This is a genomic window from Burkholderia sp. BCC0044 (assembly GCF_902832955.1).
Classification (GTDB): Bacteria; Pseudomonadota; Gammaproteobacteria; order Burkholderiales; family Burkholderiaceae; genus Burkholderia.
This window is the reverse complement of the sequence record NZ_CADFDO010000003.1, coordinates 1-20,857: the sequence shown is the minus strand read 5'-3', so window position 1 is coordinate 20,857 and position 20,857 is coordinate 1. Positions and strand designations below refer to the sequence as shown.

18 protein-coding genes are annotated in these 20,857 nt (G+C 65.7%); 9 read left to right on the top strand and 9 right to left on the bottom strand.

What is annotated here, in order from left to right; genetic code table 11:
* Positions 1-157: 157 nt before the first annotated feature.
* From HWX14_RS17005 to HWX14_RS16990, 4 genes are all read right to left on the bottom strand, one after another.
* Positions 158-967 carry a BPSS1780 family membrane protein gene (locus tag HWX14_RS17005; RefSeq protein ID WP_175883620.1) on the bottom strand — a complete coding sequence of 270 codons (810 nt, stop codon included), beginning with the start codon at positions 965-967 and terminating at the stop codon, positions 158-160.
* Positions 958-1,956: a homoserine kinase gene (locus HWX14_RS17000; RefSeq protein ID WP_175883619.1), complete on the bottom strand. Its 999-nt coding sequence runs from the start codon at positions 1,954-1,956 to the stop codon at positions 958-960. Before HWX14_RS17000 ends, HWX14_RS17005 begins: the two co-directional genes overlap by 10 nt.
* 99 nt (positions 1,957-2,055) lie before the next feature.
* Positions 2,056-2,451, bottom strand: a complete 396-nt coding sequence (locus HWX14_RS16995; RefSeq protein WP_006479446.1) for a hypothetical protein — start codon at positions 2,449-2,451, stop codon at positions 2,056-2,058.
* Between the two features lie 111 nt (positions 2,452-2,562).
* Positions 2,563-3,645, bottom strand: coding sequence for an RNA-guided endonuclease TnpB family protein (locus tag HWX14_RS16990; protein WP_175883618.1), 1,083 nt, complete (start codon positions 3,643-3,645; stop codon positions 2,563-2,565).
* A gap of 89 nt (positions 3,646-3,734) precedes the next feature.
* Between HWX14_RS16990 and HWX14_RS16985 the strand changes: the two genes are divergently transcribed.
* Both HWX14_RS16985 and HWX14_RS16980 read left to right on the top strand, forming a co-directional pair.
* Complete coding sequence (locus HWX14_RS16985; protein ID WP_175884607.1) at positions 3,735-5,261, top strand: AMP nucleosidase; 1,527 nt, start codon at positions 3,735-3,737, stop codon at positions 5,259-5,261.
* Between the two features lie 295 nt (positions 5,262-5,556).
* Complete coding sequence (locus tag HWX14_RS16980) at positions 5,557-5,739, top strand: hypothetical protein (protein ID WP_175883606.1); 183 nt, start codon at positions 5,557-5,559, stop codon at positions 5,737-5,739.
* A 170-nt stretch (positions 5,740-5,909) separates the two neighbouring features.
* On the opposite strand, the gene HWX14_RS16975 is transcribed toward HWX14_RS16980, so the two are convergent.
* Positions 5,910-6,197: a hypothetical protein gene (locus HWX14_RS16975; RefSeq protein ID WP_175883617.1), complete on the bottom strand. Its 288-nt coding sequence runs from the start codon at positions 6,195-6,197 to the stop codon at positions 5,910-5,912.
* A gap of 391 nt (positions 6,198-6,588) precedes the next feature.
* Positions 6,589-7,347 carry a TIGR00730 family Rossman fold protein gene (locus HWX14_RS16970; protein WP_059237322.1) on the bottom strand — a complete coding sequence of 253 codons (759 nt, stop codon included), beginning with the start codon at positions 7,345-7,347 and terminating at the stop codon, positions 6,589-6,591.
* A gap of 1 nt (position 7,348) precedes the next feature.
* On the opposite strand from HWX14_RS16970, the gene polA reads away from it, so the two are divergent.
* The 3 genes from polA (at position 7,349) to HWX14_RS16955 (ending at position 12,951) form a co-directional block, all read left to right on the top strand.
* Positions 7,349-10,102 (top strand): DNA polymerase I, encoded by a 2,754-nt coding sequence (polA, locus tag HWX14_RS16965; protein ID WP_175883616.1) that lies wholly within the window; start codon positions 7,349-7,351, stop codon positions 10,100-10,102.
* A gap of 277 nt (positions 10,103-10,379) precedes the next feature.
* The gene (locus tag HWX14_RS16960; protein ID WP_175883615.1) at positions 10,380-11,714 is read left to right on the top strand and encodes an NAD(P)/FAD-dependent oxidoreductase; all 1,335 of its coding nucleotides are present in this window, start codon (positions 10,380-10,382) and stop codon (positions 11,712-11,714) included.
* A 361-nt stretch (positions 11,715-12,075) separates the two neighbouring features.
* Positions 12,076-12,951 (top strand): dienelactone hydrolase family protein, encoded by an 876-nt coding sequence (locus HWX14_RS16955; RefSeq protein ID WP_175883614.1) that lies wholly within the window; start codon positions 12,076-12,078, stop codon positions 12,949-12,951.
* A gap of 67 nt (positions 12,952-13,018) precedes the next feature.
* On the opposite strand, the gene HWX14_RS16950 is transcribed toward HWX14_RS16955, so the two are convergent.
* Positions 13,019-13,888, bottom strand: coding sequence for a sulfurtransferase (locus tag HWX14_RS16950; RefSeq protein WP_175883613.1), 870 nt, complete (start codon positions 13,886-13,888; stop codon positions 13,019-13,021).
* Positions 13,889-14,005: 117 nt separating this feature from the next.
* Positions 14,006-15,112, bottom strand: coding sequence for an aromatic ring-hydroxylating dioxygenase subunit alpha (locus tag HWX14_RS16945; RefSeq protein WP_175883612.1), 1,107 nt, complete (start codon positions 15,110-15,112; stop codon positions 14,006-14,008).
* Between the two features lie 270 nt (positions 15,113-15,382).
* Between HWX14_RS16945 and HWX14_RS16940 the strand changes: the two genes are divergently transcribed.
* The 4 genes from HWX14_RS16940 (at position 15,383) to folE2 (ending at position 19,512) form a co-directional block, all read left to right on the top strand.
* Complete coding sequence (locus HWX14_RS16940; RefSeq protein ID WP_174381044.1) at positions 15,383-15,676, top strand: exodeoxyribonuclease VII small subunit; 294 nt, start codon at positions 15,383-15,385, stop codon at positions 15,674-15,676.
* The gene (locus tag HWX14_RS16935) at positions 15,673-16,557 is read left to right on the top strand and encodes a polyprenyl synthetase family protein (protein WP_006479426.1); all 885 of its coding nucleotides are present in this window, start codon (positions 15,673-15,675) and stop codon (positions 16,555-16,557) included. Before HWX14_RS16940 ends, HWX14_RS16935 begins: the two co-directional genes overlap by 4 nt.
* Positions 16,558-16,638: 81 nt before the next feature.
* Positions 16,639-18,543, top strand: a complete 1,905-nt coding sequence (gene dxs / locus HWX14_RS16930) for a 1-deoxy-D-xylulose-5-phosphate synthase (protein WP_012338492.1) — start codon at positions 16,639-16,641, stop codon at positions 18,541-18,543.
* Between the two features lie 153 nt (positions 18,544-18,696).
* Complete coding sequence (gene folE2, locus HWX14_RS16925; protein WP_175883611.1) at positions 18,697-19,512, top strand: GTP cyclohydrolase FolE2; 816 nt, start codon at positions 18,697-18,699, stop codon at positions 19,510-19,512.
* A gap of 88 nt (positions 19,513-19,600) precedes the next feature.
* Here the strand turns inward: folE2 and tsaD are convergent, their stop codons facing one another.
* Entirely contained in the window at positions 19,601-20,641 is a 1,041-nt protein-coding gene (gene tsaD, locus HWX14_RS16920) for a tRNA (adenosine(37)-N6)-threonylcarbamoyltransferase complex transferase subunit TsaD (protein ID WP_175883610.1), read from the bottom strand.
* Between the last annotated feature and the right edge of the window lie 216 nt (positions 20,642-20,857).

The window sequence follows — 20,857 nt, the reverse complement described above, 5'->3', positions numbered from 1 at the left end:
GTACGCAAATTATTTTGCGCGCAAAAGATCAGGTTGAACAGGGGGCGACCAGAGACGGTCGATACCGGAAAAGGGGAGAGATCAGAAGCGCGCCGGGCGACTACCCGGCGCGGGAAACGGCGTGACGGCCGGCGACATGCGCCGGCCGGGACAAGGATCAGCGGCCCGACATCGTCGTGGTCGCGCCCGGTTCCTGCACGCCGAAGCAGCCGCGATAGGTCGCGTAGAACGAGCAGTACAGCATCGTAGCGATGATGATCGCCACCGGCATCATGATCGTCAGCGCATACGTGCCCGCGCCGAGCGCCTGCAGCAGCAGCGACAGCGCGAGCGACGTGCCGAGCGTGACGCCGAACCACAGCGCGCCGTACACGACGAACGCACCGCGATTGCGCCAGCAACTGACGACGCTGAAGAACAGCGCCTTCGCGGGCGGAACGTCATGCCATGCGACCAGCACCGGCGCGAACCAGAACAGCATCGCGACCGGCAGATAGAGCAGCGTCGCGAAGAACAGCGCGCCGAGCGTGCCTTGCGCGGCGAGCGTCTCGGGCGTCGTGTTCGCGTCGTCGGCCGCGCCCATCATCACGTGGAACAGCGCGCCGCCGTCCACGAACGACGAAGCGGCGAACACCAGCACCATCGACGCGACGTAGATCGCGCCGAGCGCGAGCAGCCGCTGGGTCGCGACGGTGCCGTACGAGCGAAAGCCGTCGACGAGGATCGTCGGCATCACGGTCTTGCCGGCCACGGTATCGCGGCACGCGGCCATGAAGCCGACCGCGATACCGGGAACGAACACCAGTGGCAGCGTCGAGCCGATCACGGGCACCCCCGACATCAGCGCAATGGCGAGCAGGTACGTGAAGAACAGCGTGATGAACGCGAGCGGATTCCGGCGGAACAGCCAGATGCCTTGACGGAACCAGACATAGCCCGTTTTCGCGGGCACTTCGATCAGTTGCATGCGGTTTGGATCTCGGGAAGCGCGGGCGTATGCGCGATACGCTCACGCAGAATGCGTTCGAAATGGCCGGGGTCGTGCGGCTTGAGCATCTCGGCCGCGCGCGGCAGGTAGAAGTCGTACAGGCGGGACACCCAGAAGCGGTACGCGCCGGCGCGCAGCATGTCGCTCCAGTGGCGGCGTTCCTCGGCCGTGAACGGCCGGACCGTCTGGTACGCGCGCAGCAGCGCATCGGCGCGCGCGACGTCGAGCACGCCGGTCGCGAGGTCGACGCACCAGTCGTTGACGGTCACCGCGACGTCGAACAGCCACTTGTCGCAGCCTGCGAAATAGAAGTCGAAGAAGCCGCCGAGCCGCACGTCGTGGCCGGTGCCGGGCGCCGCGTGCGCGAACAGCACGTTGTCGCGGAACAGGTCGCAATGGCATGGGCCGGCCGGCAGCGCCGCATAGTCGTCCGACGCGAAGAAGCCGGCCTGGTGCGCGAGCTCGCCTTCGAGCAGCGTGCGTTGCGCGTCCGTGATGAACGGCACGATCGCCGGCACGTTCTCCTGCCACCACGGCAGGCTGCGCAGGTTCGGCTGGCTGCGCGGATAGTCGCGGCCCGCGAGGTGCAGGCGCGCGAGCATCTGCCCAACCTCGATGCAGTGTTCGACCCCGGGGGCCAGCTCGGCCGCGCCGTCGAGCTTCGTGACGATCGCGGCCGGCTTGCCGTGCAGTTCGCCGAACAGCGCGCCGTCGTCACGCGGGACCGGGTCCGGCACCGGCACGCCGTGGCTGGCCAGGTGGCGCATCAGGTCGAGATAGAACGGCAACTGCTGCGCCGTGAGCTTTTCGAAGATCGTGAGGACGTATTCGCCGCGCGTCGTCGTCAGGAAGAAATTGCTGTTTTCGATACCGGACGGAATGCCGCGGAACGCAAGCACGTCGCCCAGTTCGTAGTGGCGCATCCATTGCGCGAGATCGGAGTCGGAAACAGCGGTGAAAACGGCCATGCGGGATGCGTCAGGTCAGGGTGTCGGCACGCGGGCGGCGTGCAGCGCGACAGCAGGTGAAGGGGCGGCGCGGCGCGATCGACGCGCCGCGCGACGGAATCAGTAGCGCAGGTTCAGCGACGGCAGGCGCGTGATCGGGATGCCCGCGTCGTGCGGCTTCGGCGACGTGTCGGGCGTCGAGCTCATCTGGTAGCGCGTGCCGAAGTTCGACTTCACGTCGATCTCGACCGGCTTGCCGCGGTCGCGGTACTCGGTGACTTCGGTGCCGTTCTTGCTCTTTTCGTGGAAGCTCGGCGTGCGGCGGATGTCGGCGAAGTCCACTTTCGACGTGACTTCGGCGCCCGGCCGGTTGATCTTGCGGAGATCGGGCAGGCCGGCGGCTTCGTTGGCCTCGGCCCGGGCCTGCGCGTCGGCGTCAGGCGTGCCGCCGGCGGCGTGAGCGACGCTGGCGGCGGCAAACGCGACGGCAGCGGCGACGAAAATGAGCGGCTTCATGATGAGTCTCCAGTGAACCTACCGATTTTAGCAAATACTGCGCGCCATCCGGCCCCCGCGTGCGCAGGAGCGGCCATAAGGGCGACCGGGTTCCGTGGTAATGTCGTCTGATCAGACGAGGTGTTGACGTCCTCCTCTCCCTAAAGGGGAGAGGATTCCCACACCTGGCGATGCACGTCCGCATCGGAGAATGTTCAACGCAGCGTTGGTATCTCGATCATGTTCGACACCACAGTCACTACAGGCCCACTCTCTTACTCGCAGTCCCGCGATACCTTTCGGCCGCGTCGTGCTGTCTTTCGACCCGCACGACGAACAGGACTGGGTCGAACCGCTTTCGTCGACTTCTTCGAACGTGGCCCCGTGCGCCATCGCCTTGTAACGGAGCTTGTTTCGGAAGGACGACCAGGATGCGTCGTAGACGCTCTTCGCCATCCTGGTTCTGGCGAGCTTAGCGGCCGACACGTTGCCGACCGCGATGTAATCGAAGCGCCGCACCAGATCGAGCGCGAGCTTGTGCTGGAAGTCGGCGCGGGCATTGGCGATCTTTGCGTGCAGCTTCGCGATATGTCGCTTGTGCTTTCGTGCCCGTTGCGCTTTCGCCAGCTTCTCCGCCGCTCGTCGACCGAACTGGTCATTGGGCAGCTTCTCGCCGGTCGAAAGTGTGGCGAAGTCTTTCAGGCCGAGATCGATACCGACGCCGGAACGGATCGGGCGGGCGTGAACGTCAGGCATCTCGATCACGATGTTGAGAAACCAGTTGCCGCGTGCATCCTGCGCAAAGTTGGTTCCGTCCTTGATCTTGCCTTCGGGAAGTGGGCGGCTGTTGAACACGCGGAAGGTGTTGCCGGCAAAGCGAAACGCGTCGCCCTCGCGCTTCAGGTCACGCCCCTTCAGTGGCACCCAGCCCAGCGATTTCCTGCCGCGATAACGCAGGTACGGGCGACGGTGCTGGCTGCGCGACTTCGCGTACTGCTCGCACGTCGCGTTGATCGTGCCGGAGTGGATGCCGAGCGCCTTGCTGCTTCCCGTCGTCAGCACATTCAGGTCGAATCCCGTCGGCCACTTCTTGCTCCACTTGAGCGCGTGCTTCTGCGTGTCGTTGCAGAAGTTCCAGACGTAGTTCACCGCACGGCTCTGCTTGTTGAGCAGTCCGTTGAGCGACTTCACCCGGTAGCGGTAGACAAGGATCATGTCGGTGATCCTAACCCGTGGAAGAAGCTGCCTGTCAACAGCACGCCTTTCCTCCCCGTCCTGAAGGACGGGGTTTCTCGGAGCAATTGATGAAGAACGATTTGAGCCGCCGGCACCGTGTGCTGTCGCCCGAAAGCCCGTCAATCGAGGCTTTCGACGATCCGATCGCCGCGGTCGCGCGGCTGTCCGCCATTTACGACACGAATACGGGCTTCCTGCGCGACGCGTTCGCGCGTTATCGCCGCCACGAAGCGATTACCGAGCACGTGCGCGCCTGCTATCCGTTCGTGCGGATCCGCACCGACGTCAACACGCACGTCGATTCGCGCCGCTCGTACGGCTTCGTCGCAGGCCCCGGCGTATTCGAGACGACCGTCACGCGCCCCGATCTCTTCGCGAACTACTACCGCGAGCAATTGCGCCTGCTGGCGAAGAACCACCATGTCAAGATCGAGATCGGCGTGTCGTCGCAGCCGATTCCGATCCATTTCGCGTTTCCGGAAGGCATCCATCTCGAAGGCGAACTCGATCGCGACCGCCTGCTCGCGATGCGCGACATCTTCGACACGCCCGACCTGTCGTATCTCGACGACCGCATCGTCAACGGCACGTTCGAGCCGGCGCCGGGCGAGCCGCATCCGCTTGCGCTGTTCACGGCCGCGCGCGTCGACTTCTCGCTGCATCGGCTGCGCCACTACACGGCGACGTCGCCCACGCATTTCCAGAACTATGTGCTCTACACGAACTACCAGTTCTACATCGACGAGTTCGTGAAGCTCGGCCGCACGATGATGACGGAAAGCGACGATCCCGAAGTGCGCGCGTACCGCAGCGAGTACAGCGCGTTCGTCGAGCCGGGCGACGTCGTCACGTACAACGCGAACCTCGGCGGCGAGCCGGCCGAGGGCACCGCGCCGCCGCGCCTGCCGCAGATGCCCGCGTATCACCTGAAGCGCGCGGACGGCAGCGGGATCACGATGGTCAACATCGGCGTCGGCCCGTCGAACGCGAAGACGATCACCGATCACATCGCGGTGCTGCGTCCGCACGCGTGGGTGATGCTCGGTCACTGCGCGGGGCTGCGCAACACGCAGCGTCTCGGCGACTACGTGCTCGCGCACGGCTACGTGCGGGAAGACCACGTGCTCGACGACGATCTGCCGCTGTGGGTGCCGATCCCGGCGCTGGCCGAAGTGCAGCTCGCGCTCGAGCGCGGCGTGGCCGAAGTTACGCGGCTGGAGGGCGTGGAACTGAAGCGCGTGATGCGCACGGGCACGGTCGCGAGCGTCGACAACCGCAACTGGGAATTGCGCGACCATCGCGAGCCCGTGCAGCGGCTGTCGCAGAGCCGCGCGATTGCGCTCGACATGGAAAGTGCGACGATCGCCGCGAACGGCTTCCGCTTCCGGGTGCCGTACGGCACGCTGCTGTGCGTGTCGGACAAGCCGCTGCACGGCGAGCTGAAACTGCCGGGCATGGCCGACACGTTCTATCGCGGGCAGGTCGACCAGCATCTGCAGATCGGCGTGAAGGCGATGGAGATCCTGCGCACGAACGGGCTCGACAAGCTGCATAGTCGCAAGCTGAGAAGCTTCGCGGAAGTGGCGTTTCAGTAACATGACCGCCGGCCCCGGGTTGCGGTGCGCGTCGCGATGTTCGGCGCAATCGCGAACCGGGGCATGCCGGGCTTCAAGTCGGCAGGCGCGCACTTGCCCCTGTGTGGCCGTGCGTAGCCGCGTCGCGGCTTTCGTACTGGAACGCCGTCATTTCCTGTAATTTGGAAGTTGTCCTATTGGTTGCCCTCGCCATCAACAATATGCTCCGATGCGTGGCGTGATTCGACGCCCGCACGAAGGAACGACGAACAGTCGATCCGGCCGATTCCTATCATGTTGAGAGAGGGCATACCTGATGAAAATCAATATCTTGCTGGCTTCCCTGATGTTCACCACATCGCTGTCGGCAATGGCCGAAAGCGCGGTGATCGGCCCGTCCAATCCTTGTGCGCCCGTCGCCGTAATCGGTCCGTCCAACCCCTGCAAACCCGTCGCGGTGATTGGTCCCGGGCCGATCAAAAAGTGTCCGTGCTATTGACCGAGTAAGCGATTAAACAGGTGCGCGAAGTCGCGTTCCAGTAACGCCGATGGCACGGCGTCGCGGCGCCTGCAACGACGAAGGTCGCACGCGAACGGTGGTTCGCGTGCGACCTTTTGATTTCTGCCACTGCTTCAGCGCCCGGGTCGAACGCTGCGGCGCTCAGGCGTTCAGCACTCGCCCTTTTTCGCGTGCCCCGGCGGGCAGTGATAGCCGCCATGACCGCGATGACGCTCGCGATCTTCCCACTCGCGGCGTTCCCAGTAACGGCGGCCGTCCCAGTAGCGGTCGCCGTGCCAGCCGACGATCACCGGCGCGGGGGCGACCACGACGGGCGCGGGCGCGACGACGACCGGCGCGGGCGTGCCGATGTTGACGTCGACGTTGACGGCGTGAGCGAGGCCGGACAGCGAAAGGCCGAGGCCGGCGAAAGCGAGGGCGATCAGCGAGCGTTGCATGTTCTTTTCCGTGGTGTCGTGATGAAAATAGGCCGACGCGACGCGATGGAAGCGAGGGGGCCGTTCCACCGGGGGATCGCCGCGCCGACACAATGCAGTGTGCTGCCGCGCGACGGAAAAGGCGAGTCGTGATTATTACGGAGAGTTGGCGGTGCGCCGGCGTGCGGCGAGCCATCCATTTGACAGTGGCGAGCCACCGGTGCGGCCGATCCCGCCGCATCGCGCGCGCCGACTGCGAGGATTTGACATTCGACCGCGCGCGGCGGCGAACGGGTATTAACAGCGCGTTACAAAGTCACGCCCGGCGGGCCGCACGATCGCGATGCCCGTTTGTGCCCGTTGCGTGAAAGCACGACGGCCGGCCGTCGGGCCGGCTGTCGTCACCGACCGGTTACAGATAGAACATCCGGTCTTCTTCCGGGCGCGGCGGATGATCGTCGTCGTCCGAACCTTCTTCCTCGCCGCTGTCCTCGTAGAATGCGAGCACCGCGTCGAGCACCTGGTCGGGATCGTCGATCACCTGCATCAGATCCATGTCTTCCGGATTGATCAGGCCCATCGGAATCAGTTGATCGCGGAACCATTGCAGCAGCCCCTGCCAGAATTCGCTGCCGACGAGGATGATCGGCACGAGGCGCGACTTCTTCGTCTGGATCAGCGTGAGCACTTCGGACAGTTCGTCGAGCGTGCCGAAGCCGCCCGGCATCACGATCACCGCATCCGAATTCTTCACGAACGTGACCTTGCGCGTGAAGAAGTGGCGGAAGCGCAGCGAGATGTCCTGGTAGTGGTTGCCGGCCTGCTCGTGCGGCAGCTCGATGTTCAGGCCGACGGACGGCGCCTTGCCGGCGTGCGCACCCTTGTTCGCGGCTTCCATGATGCCGGGGCCGCCGCCGGAGATCACCGCGAAGCCGGCGTCCGACAGCTTGCGCGCGATCTGCGCGGCCAGCTTGTAGTGCGGCGTGTCGGGTTTGAGGCGGGCAGAACCGTAGATGCTGACAGCCGGGCGGATCTCCGACAGGTACTCGGTCGCCTCGATAAACTCTGCCATAATCGTGAACATCTGCCACGATGCGCGCGCCTTCTTGGCCGTCGCGCGCTCTTGATCTGCGAGCGAACGCAGACTCGGAATCACTTTTCTCTTGTTCATAATGCCTGAAGAACGAAATCTGGAAGGTAAGACCCTGCTATTGGTTGACGGTTCGAGCTATCTGTATCGGGCTTACCATGCGATGCCTGATTTGCGTGGCCCTGGCGGGGAGCCGACCGGAGCGCTCTACGGAATCATCAACATGCTGCGCCGTATGCGCAAGGAAGTCAGTGCAGAGTATAGCGCTTGCGTGTTCGATGCAAAGGGCAAGACGTTCCGCGACGACCTTTATGCCGACTATAAGGCAAACCGTCCGTCGATGCCGCCCGATCTCGCGTTGCAGGTCGAGCCGATCCACGGCGCCGTGCGCGCGCTCGGCTGGCCGCTGCTGATGGTCGAGGGCGTCGAGGCCGACGACGTGATCGGCACGCTCGCGCGCGAAGCCGAACGGCACGGGATGAACGTGATCGTGTCGACCGGCGACAAGGATCTCGCGCAGCTCGTGACCGACCGCGTCACGCTCGTCAACACGATGACCAACGAGACGCTCGACCGCGACGGCGTGCTCGCGAAGTTCGGCGTGCCGCCCGAGCGCATCATCGACTACCTCGCGCTGATCGGCGACACCGTCGACAACGTGCCGGGCGTCGAGAAGTGCGGGCCGAAGACGGCCGTGAAATGGCTGTCGCAATACGACAGCCTCGACGGCGTGATCGAACACGCGGGCGACATCAAGGGCGTGGTCGGCGACAACCTGCGCCGTGCGCTCGATTTCCTGCCGCTCGGCCGTCAGCTCGTGACGGTCGACACGGCGTGCGATCTCACGCCGCATCTCGAATCGATCGAAGCATCGCTGAAGAGCGACGGCGAGGCGCGCGACCTGTTGCGCGACATCTTCGCGCGCTACGGCTTCAAGACCTGGCTGCGCGAAGTCGAGAGCGCACCGGCCGAAGGCGGCGGCGCCGATGCGCCGGAAGGCGAGCCGGCCCCGGTGATCGCAGCCGACGTCGTACGCGAATACGACACGATCCAGACCTGGGAACAGTTCGATGCATGGTTCGCGAAGATCGACGCGGCCGCGCTGACCGCGTTCGACACCGAGACCACCGCGCTCGATCCGATGCTCGCGCGGCTCGTCGGCCTGTCGTTCTCGGTCGAGCCGGGCAAGGCGGCCTACCTGCCGGTCGCGCACCGCGGCCCCGACATGCCCGAGCAGCTTCCGCTCGACGAAGTACTCGCGCGCCTGAAGCCGTGGCTCGAATCGGCCGATCGCAAGAAGGTCGGCCAGCACCTGAAGTACGACGCACAGGTGCTCGCGAACTACGACATCGCGCTGAACGGCATCGAGCACGACACGCTGCTCGAATCGTACGTGGTCGAATCGCACCGCACGCACGACATGGACAGCCTCGCGCTGCGTCATCTGGGCGTCAAGACGATCAAGTACGAAGACGTGGCCGGCAAGGGCGCGAAGCAGATCGGTTTCGACGAAGTGGCGCTCGCGCAAGCCGCCGAATACGCGGCCGAAGACGCGGACATCACGCTGCAGCTCCATCACGCGCTGTATCCGCAGGTCGCGCGCGAGCCGGGCCTCGAGCGCGTGTACCGCGAGATCGAGATGCCGGTGTCGCTCGTGCTGCGCAAGATGGAGCGCACGGGCGTGCTGATCGACGATGCACGCCTGCACGCGCAGAGCACCGAAATCGCGACGCGCCTGATCGAGCTCGAGGGCGAGGCGTACGAACTGGCGGGCGGCGAATTCAATCTCGGCTCGCCGAAGCAGATCGGGCAGATCTTCTTCGAGAAGCTGCAGTTGCCGGTCGTGAAGAAGACGCCGAGCGGCGCGCCGTCGACCGACGAGGAAGTGCTGCAGAAGCTGGCCGAGGACTACCCGCTGCCGAAGCTGCTGCTCGAGCATCGCGGGCTGTCGAAGCTGAAGTCGACCTATACCGACAAGCTGCCGCGGATGGTGAACCCCACCACCGGCCGCGTGCACACGAACTATGCGCAAGCGGTCGCGGTAACCGGCCGCCTTGCGTCGAACGACCCCAATCTTCAGAACATTCCGGTGCGCACGGCCGAAGGGCGACGCATCCGCGAGGCGTTCATCGCGTCGCCGGGCCACTGGATCGTGTCGGCCGACTATTCGCAGATCGAACTGCGGATCATGGCGCACATCTCGGGCGACGCGTCGCTGCTGCGCGCGTTCTCGCAGGGCGAGGACATCCACCGCGCGACGGCCGCCGAGGTGTTCGGCGTGACGCCGCTCGAGGTCAATTCCGACCAGCGCCGGATCGCGAAGGTGATCAACTTCGGGCTCATCTACGGGATGAGCGCGTTCGGGCTCGCATCGAATCTCGGCATCACGCGCGACGCGGCGAAGCTCTATATCGACCGCTATTTCACGCGTTACCCGGGTGTCGCGCAGTACATGGAAAACACGCGCGCCGTGGCGAAGGAAAAGGGATACGTCGAAACCGTTTTCGGTCGCCGCCTGTGGCTGCCCGAGATCAATGGCGGTAACGGCCCGCGCCGCCAGGCGGCCGAGCGCGCGGCCATCAATGCACCGATGCAGGGCACGGCGGCCGACCTGATCAAGCTGTCGATGATCGCGGTGGACGACTGGCTCACGCGCGACCGGCTTGCGTCGCGGATGATCATGCAGGTGCACGATGAACTGGTGCTCGAGGTGCCCGAAAGCGAGCTGTCGCTCGTGCGCGAGAAATTGCCGGAAATGATGTGCGGCGTCGCGAAGCTGAAGGTGCCGCTGGTCGCCGAAGTGGGTGCCGGCGCGAACTGGGAAGAGGCACACTGACGCACCCCCGAGCGGTTCCCGCTTCCCGCGGCATATTGTTGCAGGGATGCCGAATATCGAGATGGTTTGCTTGTGGTCAACGCGCAAGCTCCCGGACAATGCATGTGAGTCATGTCATTGACGCGGGGCGGCGCGCCCCGCGTTCCGGATCGGCCGCATCGAAGTGCTTCGAACTGCACACGATGATGTCCGAACCGGTTAATCCACCGGGCGGCGCGCGTGCATCGCGTTTGCTTCATCCGGCGGCAGCAGTTTCGAATCGCAAAGGGGGAATCAGATGCATCGGATCATCATCGTAGGCGGAGGCGCGGGCGGCCTGGAACTGGCGACGCGGCTCGGCGACCGTTACGGCGCGCGCGGCAATCGTCCCGCGCGTGCGCTCGTCACGCTCGTCGACCGCAATCCGACCCACATCTGGAAACCGCTGCTGCACGAGGTCGCGGCCGGCAGCATGGACCCGTTCACGCAGGAACTCGAGTATGCGGCGCAGGCGCGCTGGCACGGCTTCGAGTTTCAGCAGGGCGAACTGACCGCGCTCGACCGCGCGGCGAAGCGCGTCACGCTGTCGCCTATCAACGACAGCGACGGCGAGGAACTGTTGCCGGCGCGCGAGCTGGAATACGACACGCTGGTGATCGCGATCGGCAGCACGACCCACTTCTTCGGCGTGCAGGGCGCGCCGGAAAACGCGATCGCGCTCGACACGGTCGGGGAGGCCGAACGCTTCCGCAAGCGGCTGATCGCGGCATGCATGCGCGCCGAGCACCAGACGCCGGCGCCGACCGCGCCGGGCGAATCGGCCGAGCCGCGCATCCAGGTCGTGATCGTCGGCGGCGGCGCGACGGGCGTCGAGTTGTCCGCGGAACTGCGCAATACCGCGCAGGTGCTGTCCGTGTACGGGCTGCACAAGCTCGATCCGCGCCATGACGTCGGCATCGTGCTGATCGAATCGGGGCCGCGGATCCTGCCGGCACTGCAGGAACGCGTGTCGACGGCGACGGCCGAACTGCTCGAAAAGCTCGGCGTGCGGCTGATGCTCAGCGAGCGCGTGACCGAGGTGGCGCCCGGGTTCGTGCATACCGCGAGCGGCAAGGCGGTGCGCGCGGACCTGACGGTCTGGGCGGCCGGCATCAAGGCGCCGTCCGTGCTCTCGCACCTCGACGGCCTCCAGGTCAACAAGCTCGGTCAGCTCGACGTGCGCCGCACGCTGCAGACCTTCACCGACGACAACGTGTTCGCGCTCGGCGATTGCGCGGCCTGCGCATGGCCCGGCAACGAACGCAACGTGCCGCCGCGCGCGCAGGCAGCGCACCAGCAGGCGAGTTTCCTGCTCAAGGCGATCGGCTGCCGGCTGGAAGGGCGCCCGCTGCCCGAGTTCACGTATCGCGATTTCGGTTCGCTCGTGTCGCTCGGTCACTTCAGCGCGGTCGGCAACCTGATGGGCGGGCTGATCGGCGGCAACATGCTGATCGAAGGGCTGTTCGCGCGCTTCATGTACATGTCGCTGTACCGGCTGCACATCGCGGCGCTGCACGGTTATCCGCGGATGATGCTCGACACGGTCGCGCACTGGCTGCGGCGTACGACGCTGCCGCGCGTCAAGCTGCACTGATCGCGTACTTGTGTGCGGAGCGGGCGGGGAGTACGCATGTCTTGCGTGTTCGCCGCCCGTTTTTCTTTTCGATTCGCAACGATTCGGTCGCGCGACGAACCTCGATATGCACCACCGCGCTGTGATTCGGCAGGCCGCTGGTGCGCTGCCGCACGATGATCGATTCGAGCGCCGCAACGCGTCGTAATCGAGTCTTACACATCCGACAGTTGACGCGACAACGGATTATTGGGCATCTTGTCCGGGTTTGCGTTTGCGGCGGAGTGCCAATCGCCGCGACATCCGCGCCGCGCGCCGGCGTGATGCCCCGTCATCCCGTATCCGTGATCGTGACGGCGGCGCCCAATCGAGGAGTGCATTCATGTTGAAACCCGAAGTCGACAGCCTGGTCCCCCATGTCCCGTTCTCGCGCCGCAAGTTCATGCAGGCAGCGCTGGGCGGCACCTTCGCGGCGGCCGTGCTGCCCGTGTCGGCGCAGACGGTCACGACCGACAGCACCGGGCTGGACGTCGACACCATCGAGATCCGCTCGGGCGATGCGAGCGTGCCGGCTTATCGCGCCCAGCCGGTCGACAAGACGAACCTGCCGGTCGTCATCGTGATTCACGAGATCTTCGGCGTGCACGCGCATATCGCCGATGTGTGCCGGCGCTTCGCGAAGCTCGGCTATCTGGCGATCGCGCCCGACCTGTTCGCCCGGCAGGGCAACGCGGCGAAGTATCCGACGATGAAGGAGCTGTACGACCACATTATCAGCAAGGTGCCCGACCGCCAGGTGACCGAGGATCTCGATGCGACCGTCGCGTGGGCCGGCAAGAACGGCGGCGACCTGACGCGCCTCGGCGTGACCGGATTCTGCTGGGGCGGTCGCCAGGCGTGGCTGTATGCGGAACACAATCCGCACGTGCGGGCCGCCGTCGCGTGGTACGGGTTCGTCGAGGGCAAGACCGACGAGATGACGCCGTTCAACCCGGTCGATCACGCATCGCTGCTGAAGGTGCCCGTGCTCGGGCTGTACGGCGAGAAGGATCAGAACATCACGCAGGCGTCGCTCGCGGACATGCGCAAGGCGATCCAGACGAGCGATTCGAAGCTCGCGCGCGAATCGGAGATCGTCGTGTATCCGGATGCCGGCCACGCGTTCTTCGCCGACTACCGGCCGAGTTACGTGAAAGGCGATGCCGAGGACGGCTGGAAGCGCGCGACCGAGTGGTTCCACAAGTACGGCGTGATGTAAACGACGAAGCGGCGGCAACTGCCGCCGCGGCATCGGCCGCCGCTTCGTCGTCGCGCCGCGTGGGTGCTCAAGGATTCGGGCCGGTCGCGATCGGCCGCGACGGATCGGCGCTCCATTCGCTCCACGAGCCCGGGTACAGCGACGCGCCGTGCAGGCCCGCCACTTCGAGCGCCAGCGCGTTGTGGCACGCGGTGACGCCGGAGCCGCATTGCAGGATCACGCGGTTCGGCTCGGTGCCGGCCAGCACGGTGGCGAAGGCCTCGCGCAGTTCATGGCCGGTCTTGAAGCGGCCGTCGGCCGTCAGGTTGTCCTTGAAGAAGCGGTTGCGCGCACCCGGAATGTGGCCGCCCACCCGATCGATCGTTTCGTTTTCGCCGCGATAGCGGTCCGGTGCGCGTGCATCGATCACGACGCGCGCGGCCGACGACACGTTCGCGAGCACGGCCGCCGCATCGACGGTCGATTCGAGCGGCGTGCCCGAGCGGAAGTCGCCGGCTGCCGGTTGCGGCACGTCGGTCGTCAGCGGCTGGCCGGCCGCTTCCCAGGCCTGCAGGCCGCCGTCGAGCACGGCAACCGAATCGTGGCCGAGCCAGCGCAGCAGCCACCACAGGCGCGCCGCATAGGCGCCGCCTTGCGCGTCGTACGCGACGACCTGCTGACCCTGCTTGAGGCCACGGCTGGCGAGCAGCGTGGCGAGCGCGTCGCGGGTCGGCAGCGGATGGCGGCCGTTGGTGCCCGTCTTGCGGCCCGACAGGTCGCGGTCGAGATGAAGATATTGCGCGCCGGGGAGATGGCCGGCCGCGTAGGCGGCTTCGCCGGCGGCGGGATCGGCGAGATCGAAGCGGCAGTCGAACAGCGCGACGCTGCCGGGCGCCGCGGCCAGGCGCTCGGCGAGATTGGCGGCGGAGATGAGCGTGGTGTAATGAGTGTGTGGCATGACGACTCCCTGGAGTGCAAATGACCTGACACTCCAAGTCTAAACAAAAAAAGACGGGCCGAAGCCCGTCTTTTCGTCTGCCGGATGCGGGGCGGCGTCAACGCGCCGCAGCCGCTGTCAGAGGTCGCCGAGGTGGCGGCGCAGGAACTCGTGGAAGTGCTGCATGCCGTCTTCCATCGGGCTCTGGTACGGGCCGACCTGCGATTCGCCGCGAGCCATCAGCGCACGGCGGCCTGCGTCCATCCGCATCGCGATCTCGTCGTCCTCGACGGCCGTTTCCATATAGGCGGCGCGCTCGGCCTCGACGAATTCGCGTTCGAACAGCGCGATTTCCTCGGGGTAATAGAACTCGACGATGTTGGTCGTCTTCTGCGGCCCGCGCGGAATCAGCCACGACACCACCAGCACGTGCGGATACCACTCGATCATCAGGCCCGGGTAGTAGACCATCCAGATCGCGCCGAACTCCGGCGGCACGCCGTTGCGGAACTTCAGCACCTGCTCGTGCCATTTCTGGTAAGTCGCGCTGCCCGGCTTCGCGAGGGCGTTGTGCACGCCGACCGTCTGCACGCTGTACCAGTCGCCGAACTCCCATTTGAGATCGTCGCACGACACGAAGCTGCCGAGGCCCGGGTGGAACGGGACGACGTGGTAATCCTCGAGGTAGACCTCGATGAACGTCTTCCAGTTGTAATCGCACTCGTGCACTTCGACGTGATCGAAGAGGTACTCGGAGAAGTCGAAGTGATGCCTGGTGCCGAGGTTCGCGAGATCGCGCGCGACGTTGCGGCCCTCGGCCTCGAACAGCAGCCCCTGCCAGTTCTGCAGCGGGCTCTTGCCGAGGTTCAGGCACGGCTTGTCGGGGAAGTGCGGCGCGCCGAGCAGCTGGCCTTCGAGGTCGTACGTCCAGCGGTGCAGCGGGCACACGATGTTCTGCGCATGGCCGCGCCCGCTGAGCATGATCGCCTGGCGGTGGCGGCACACGTTCGACAGCAGTTCGATCTGGTTCGTCTGGTTACGGACCAGCACGCGGCCTTCCTTCTCGGACGGCAGCGCAAAATAATCCCCCGCCTCGGGCACCATCAACTCGTGCCCGACGTAACGAGGTCCTTTCTTGAAGAGGGTTTCGATCTCGCGCTCGAGCAGCGCCTCATCGAAATATGCAGTGACTGGAAGCTGGCTGTGGGCCGACTTCAACTGAAGCGCATCGCTCAGATTGGACATTCCCACTCCCGGTGTTAGCGTGAAAGCAGTGAACAACCCAACCATCGAAAAATCGATTTAGGGAAACGGAGAATTATACCCGGTTCGCCTCGCAAGGCTAGGATTAAGTGCCTGATTTGTGTCAATTTTTTGTCGGGCGACCGTCGAAAGGCGCACACTGTGCATCGGAGATGGGGCCGGAATTGTGCGCGGGCGCCCAAGACGGCAGGTCGGAAAATTCTCTTTTGCCGTAGAATGTCCGACTTGTTTTGAAATTTGACACCCTCGTCCATGGCGAAAACCGCATCCCCAGGCGCCACGCCGCCCGGCAATGACACCGAACCGTTGCCGGACAATTACGAGATGGCGCTCGCGGAACTCGAGACGCTGGTTGCCCGGATGGAAGGCGGCGCGTTGAGCCTCGAGGATTCGCTGGCGGCGTATCGCCGCGGTGCGACCCTCGTTGCGTTTTGCCAACAGCAGCTCGAGAAAGTGGAGCAGCAGGTTCGCGTGCTCGACGGCGCGACGCTGAAGCCGCTTTCGTCCGGAACGGCCGCCACGGACGGCGAAGACGACGATCTATGACATTCGAACAATGGATGCGGTCCGTGCTTGACCGCGTCGAGGACGCACTCGGCCACTATCTGCCGGCTGAAACCGCGATGCCCGCGAAACTTCACGAGGCGATGCGCTACGCGGTCCTCGGTGGCGGCAAACGCGTTCGCCCGCTGCTGTGCCATGCAGCAGGCGAGCTGACCGGCGCGACGGAAGCGGCACGCAACGCGGCGGCGGCGGCGCTGGAGATGATCCACGTCTATTCGCTCGTGCACGACGACATGCCGTGCATGGACGACGACGCGCTGCGTCGCGGCAAGCCGACCGTGCACGTGCAGTACGACGAGCCGACGGCGCTGCTGGTCGGCGACGCGCTGCAGTCGCAGGCGTTCGTCGCGTTGACCGACGCCGATGCGCTGTCGCCGGTGCAGCAGGCGGCGCTCGTGCGCGAGCTGGCGCTCGCGAGCGGCTCGATCGGCATGGCCGGCGGGCAGGCGATCGACCTGGCGAGCGTCGGGCTGAAGCTGACGCGCGAACAGCTCGAGACGATGCACCGGATGAAGACGGGCGCATTGCTGCGCGCGGCCGTGCGGATGGGCGCGCTGGCCGGCGAGACGCCTTCGGCGGAAACGATGGCCGCGCTGGATGTTTACGCCGGGGCCGTGGGTCTGGCCTTCCAGGTCGTCGACGATATTCTCGACGTCACGACCGATTCGGCGACGCTCGGCAAGACGGCTGGCAAGGACGCGGCGAACGACAAGCCGACTTATGTATCGATCCTCGGTCTCGAGGCGTCGCGCGAGCTGGCAGCGCAGCTGCGCGCCGAAGCGCATGACGCGCTGAAACCGTTCGGCGCACGCGCACAGCGTCTCGCCGAACTTGCCGACCTGGTAGTGAACCGGGTCAGCTGACGCGAAAGCCCGCCGCCGCGCACGCGCTACGGTGCGCGCAAAAGAATGCGGGCGCGTTTGATTTCCTACAATGGAACGACGATGTACGACTTGCTGAAAACCATCGACGACCCGGCGGATTTGCGCCGCCTCGATCGTCGCCAACTGCAACCGCTCGCGGATGAACTGCGCGCGTTCGTGCTCGACAGCGTGTCGAAGACGGGCGGCCACTTGTCGTCCAACCTCGGGACGGTCGAGCTGACGATCGCGTTGCACTACGTGTTCAACACGCCGAACGATCGCATCGTCTGGGACGTGGGGCACCAGACCTACCCGCACAAGATCCTGACGGGCCGCCGCGACCAGATGCATTCGCTGCGTCAGTACGACGGCATCTCGGGTTTCCCGCGCCGCAGCGAATCCGAATACGACACGTTCGGCACCGCGCACTCGAGCACGTCGATCTCGGCCGCGCTCGGGATGGCGATCGGCAGCCAGCTGAACGGCGACGACCGCTTCTCGATCGCCGTGATCGGCGACGGCGCGATGACGGCCGGCATGGCGTTCGAGGCGATGAACAACGCGGGCGTGTCGGAAGATGCGAAGCTGCTCGTGATCCTGAACGACAACGACATGTCGATCTCGCCGCCGGTCGGCGCGCTGAATCGCCATCTCGCCCGCCTGATGTCGGGCCGCTTCTATGCGGCCGCGCGCGCAGGCGTCGAGCGCGTGCTGAGCGTGGCGCCGCCGGTGCTCGAACTCGCGCGCAAGCTCGAGGAGCACGCGAAGGGCATGGTCGTGCCGGCCACGCTGTTCGAGGAATTCGGCTTCAACTACATCGGCCCGATCGACGGTCACGATCTCGATTCGCTGATCCCGACGCTGCAGAACATCCGCGAGCTGCGCGGCCCGCAGTTCCTGCACGTGGTGACGAAGAAAGGCCAGGGCTACAAGCTCGCCGAAGCCGATCCCGTGCTCTATCACGGCCCCGGCAAGTTCAACCCGGCCGAAGGCATCAAGCCGTCGACCACGCCGGCGAAGAAAACGTACACGCAGGTGTTCGGCGAATGGCTGTGCGATGAAGCCGAGCGCGATACGCGCGTGGTCGGCATCACGCCCGCGATGCGCGAAGGCTCGGGCATGGTCGAATTCGAGAAGCGCTTCAAGGATCGCTACTACGACGTCGGCATCGCCGAGCAGCACGCGGTGACGTTCGCCGGCGGTCTCGCGACCGAAGGGCTGAAGCCCGTCGTCGCGATCTACTCGACGTTCCTGCAACGTGCGTACGACCAGCTGATCCACGACGTCGCGCTGCAGAACCTGCCGGTCGTGTTCGCGATCGACCGCGCGGGCCTCGTCGGCGCGGACGGCGCGACGCATGCGGGCGCATACGATCTCGCGTTCATGCGCTGCATCCCGAACATGACGATCATGGCCGCATCCGACGAGAACGAATGCCGCCAGATGCTGCACACGGCGCTGCAGCAGCCGAACCCGACCGCGGTGCGTTATCCGCGCGGCGCGGGCACGGGCGTGGCGACGGTGAAGGAATTCACCGAGATCCCGCTCGGCAAGGGTGAAGTGCGTCGCCGCACGTCGCAGCCGGAAGGCAAGCGCGTCGCGATCCTCGCGTTCGGCACGATGGTCGCACCGTCGCTCGCAGCGGCCGAGGAACTCGATGCAACGGTCGCGAACATGCGCTTCGTGAAGCCGGTCGATGCGGCGCTCGTGCGCGAACTGGCCGAAACGCACGACTACCTCGTCACGGTCGAGGAAGGCTGCGTGATGGGCGGCGCGGGCTCGGCCTGCGTCGAAGCCCTGATGGAGAGTGGGGTTATCCGACCCGTACTACAATTGGGCCTCCCTGACCAGTTCGTCGACCACGGCGACCACGCGAAGCTGCTGGCGCAATGCGGCCTCGACGGCGCGGGCATCGCGAAGTCGATTCGCGAACGCTTCCTGAGCCCGGCGGCCGACGTCGCCGGCCACGCGAAGCGCGTCGCATAAGCTGGCGCCGCCCGCGGGCGGCGTCGGCGCGACTGGCGCAACCGGTCTTCATTGATGCGGAAAACATGGGCCTGCGGGCCCATGTTGCTTTTCCGGCTGCCGCATGACGCGGCGTGCGCGTCGTCGAACGCGCGGCTTACAAGGATTGAACAAATGAACCAGATGAATCCCGCCTTCGTGATGCCAGACGTGCAGAGCACGGTGGATACCCGTCAGATCCCGATTCAGCGCGTGGGCGTGAAGGCGGTCCGGCATCCGTTGACGGTGCGTACCGAAAGCGGCGACGTGCAACCGACCGTCGGTGTCTGGAATCTCGACGTCCGTCTGCCGGCCGATCAGAAGGGTACGCACATGTCGCGCTTCGTCGCGCTGCTCGAAGAGAATCGCGCGCCGCTGACGGTCGAACGCTTCCGCGCGATGCTCGCGTCGATGCTCGAGAAGCTCGAAGCCGAGGCCGGCCGCATCGAAGTCACGTTCCCGTATTTCGTAAACAAGACGGCGCCGGTGTCCGGCGTGCAGAGCCTGCTCGACTACGAAGTGACGCTCGCGGGCGAAAGCCGCAACGGCGACACGCGCCTGTTCCTGAAGGTGCTCGTGCCGGTGACGAGCCTGTGCCCGTGCTCGAAGAAGATCTCGCAGTATGGCGCGCACAACCAGCGCTCGCACGTGACGATCGATGCGGAGCTGGCCGCCGATCTGCCGGTCGAAGCGCTGATCCGTATCGCGGAAGAGGAAGCATCGTGCGAACTGTGGGGGCTGCTGAAGCGTCCGGACGAGAAGTTCGTCACCGAGCGTGCGTACGAGAACCCGAAGTTCGTCGAGGATCTCGTGCGTGACGTCGCGCAGCGTCTCGATGCGGACGAGCGGGTGGTTGCGTACGTGCTCGAAGCCGAGAACTTCGAGTCGATCCACAATCACAGCGCATATGCGCTGATCGAGCGCGACAAGCGGCTGGCTGCGGCTGCATAACGCCGCGGCGTTTTGTCGCGCCAATGAGAAAAGCCGCTCGAACGAGCGGCTTTTTCGTTTTCCGGCTGGCGGTGTCGCGTGGCGCGATTCAGCCTGCGAGCGATGCGAGATCCCAGCGCGGCTTCACCGTGAACGCGTAGTCGGCATTCGCCTGTTCGGGCCAGCGGCCGAGCCGCAGCGCACCCGCGAGCGCGATCATCGCGCCGTTGTCGGTGCAGAGCGCGAGATCGGGGTAGTGCACGTCGAAGCCGCGCTTGGCCGCGGCCGCCGACAGGGCCGCGCGCAACTGGCGGTTCGCGCCGACGCCGCCCGCGACCACGAGGCGCTTGAGCTTCGTCTGCTTCAACGCGGCGAGCGACTTCGCGACGAGTACGTCGACGGCCGCATCGACGAAGCCGCGCGCGAGGTCGGCCTTCGCGCGTTCGAGTGCGTCGCCTTCGAGCTTCGCCGCCTCGAATTTCTTCATCTGCGTGAGCACGGCCGTCTTCAGGCCGCTGAAGCTGAAGTCGAGATCGCCCGAATGCAGCATCGGGCGCGGCAGCACGACCACGCCCGGCGTGCCCGTTTCCGCGAGCTTCGACACTTCAGGGCCGCCCGGGTAGCCGAGGCCGATCAGTTTCGCGGTCTTGTCGAACGCTTCGCCGGCCGCGTCGTCGAGCGTTTCGCCGAGCGTCTCGTACACGCCGACGTCGGTCACGCGCATCAACTGCGTGTGGCCGCCGGAAACCAGCAGCGCGACGAACGGGAACGGCGGCGGCTCGTCGACCAGCAGCGGCGACAGCAGGTGGCCTTCGAGGTGATGGATGCCGACGGTCGGCTTGTTCCATGCGAGCGCGAGCGCATTCGCGATGCTCGCGCCGACCAGCAGCGCGCCGGCGAGGCCGGGGCCCTGCGTGAACGCGATCGCGTCGATGTCGTCGCGGCGCGTGCCGCTTTGCGCCATCACTTCCTCGAGCAGCGGCAGCGCGCGGCGGATGTGGTCGCGCGATGCGAGTTCGGGCACGACGCCGCCGTATTCGCGATGCATCGCGATCTGCGAATGGAGCGCGTGCGCGAGCAGGCCGCGCTGCGTGTCGTAGAGCGCGAGGCCGGTTTCGTCGCAGGAGCTTTCGATGCCGAGAACGAGCATGGGTCAGGGCAGGGCGCGCCGTTTCGGGCGCGCCGCGGGTAGGTCAACGTAACCCGAAATTATAGCAGGCGGGGGCTGGCCGCCGCCGCGGGCGGCCCGGGCCCGAGGCCGGGCAGGTATAACGCTTCTGGAACCTTCCTAACCAGTTAGGGCTAGTACATTGTACCGAAGTCCAATTTCGACCGTATCACCGATGAAAATGGTGGGGCGCCTCTC

Excerpts from the sequence above, each read along its gene's own strand:
- HWX14_RS16990 (WP_175883618.1), bottom strand. The coding sequence starts at position 3,645 with ATGATCCTTGTCTACCGCTACCGGGTGAAGTCGCTCAACGGACTGCTC.
- tsaD (WP_175883610.1), bottom strand. The coding sequence starts at position 20,641 with ATGCTCGTTCTCGGCATCGAAAGCTCCTGCGACGAAACCGGCCTCGCG.
- HWX14_RS16955 (WP_175883614.1), top strand. The coding sequence starts at position 12,076 with ATGTTGAAACCCGAAGTCGACAGCCTGGTCCCCCATGTCCCGTTCTCG.
- HWX14_RS16970 (WP_059237322.1), bottom strand. The coding sequence starts at position 7,347 with ATGAACAAGAGAAAAGTGATTCCGAGTCTGCGTTCGCTCGCAGATCAA.
- HWX14_RS16940 (WP_174381044.1), top strand. The coding sequence starts at position 15,383 with ATGGCGAAAACCGCATCCCCAGGCGCCACGCCGCCCGGCAATGACACC.
- HWX14_RS16980 (WP_175883606.1), top strand. The coding sequence starts at position 5,557 with ATGAAAATCAATATCTTGCTGGCTTCCCTGATGTTCACCACATCGCTG.
- folE2 (WP_175883611.1), top strand. The coding sequence starts at position 18,697 with ATGAACCAGATGAATCCCGCCTTCGTGATGCCAGACGTGCAGAGCACG.
- polA (WP_175883616.1), top strand. The coding sequence starts at position 7,349 with ATGCCTGAAGAACGAAATCTGGAAGGTAAGACCCTGCTATTGGTTGAC.
- HWX14_RS17005 (WP_175883620.1), bottom strand. The coding sequence starts at position 967 with ATGCAACTGATCGAAGTGCCCGCGAAAACGGGCTATGTCTGGTTCCGT.
- HWX14_RS16945 (WP_175883612.1), bottom strand. The coding sequence starts at position 15,112 with ATGTCCAATCTGAGCGATGCGCTTCAGTTGAAGTCGGCCCACAGCCAG.
- HWX14_RS16975 (WP_175883617.1), bottom strand. The coding sequence starts at position 6,197 with ATGCAACGCTCGCTGATCGCCCTCGCTTTCGCCGGCCTCGGCCTTTCG.
- HWX14_RS16960 (WP_175883615.1), top strand. The coding sequence starts at position 10,380 with ATGCATCGGATCATCATCGTAGGCGGAGGCGCGGGCGGCCTGGAACTG.
- HWX14_RS17000 (WP_175883619.1), bottom strand. The coding sequence starts at position 1,956 with ATGGCCGTTTTCACCGCTGTTTCCGACTCCGATCTCGCGCAATGGATG.
- HWX14_RS16995 (WP_006479446.1), bottom strand. The coding sequence starts at position 2,451 with ATGAAGCCGCTCATTTTCGTCGCCGCTGCCGTCGCGTTTGCCGCCGCC.
- HWX14_RS16985 (WP_175884607.1), top strand. The coding sequence starts at position 3,735 with ATGAAGAACGATTTGAGCCGCCGGCACCGTGTGCTGTCGCCCGAAAGC.
- HWX14_RS16935 (WP_006479426.1), top strand. The coding sequence starts at position 15,673 with ATGACATTCGAACAATGGATGCGGTCCGTGCTTGACCGCGTCGAGGAC.
- HWX14_RS16950 (WP_175883613.1), bottom strand. The coding sequence starts at position 13,888 with ATGCCACACACTCATTACACCACGCTCATCTCCGCCGCCAATCTCGCC.
- dxs (WP_012338492.1), top strand. The coding sequence starts at position 16,639 with ATGTACGACTTGCTGAAAACCATCGACGACCCGGCGGATTTGCGCCGC.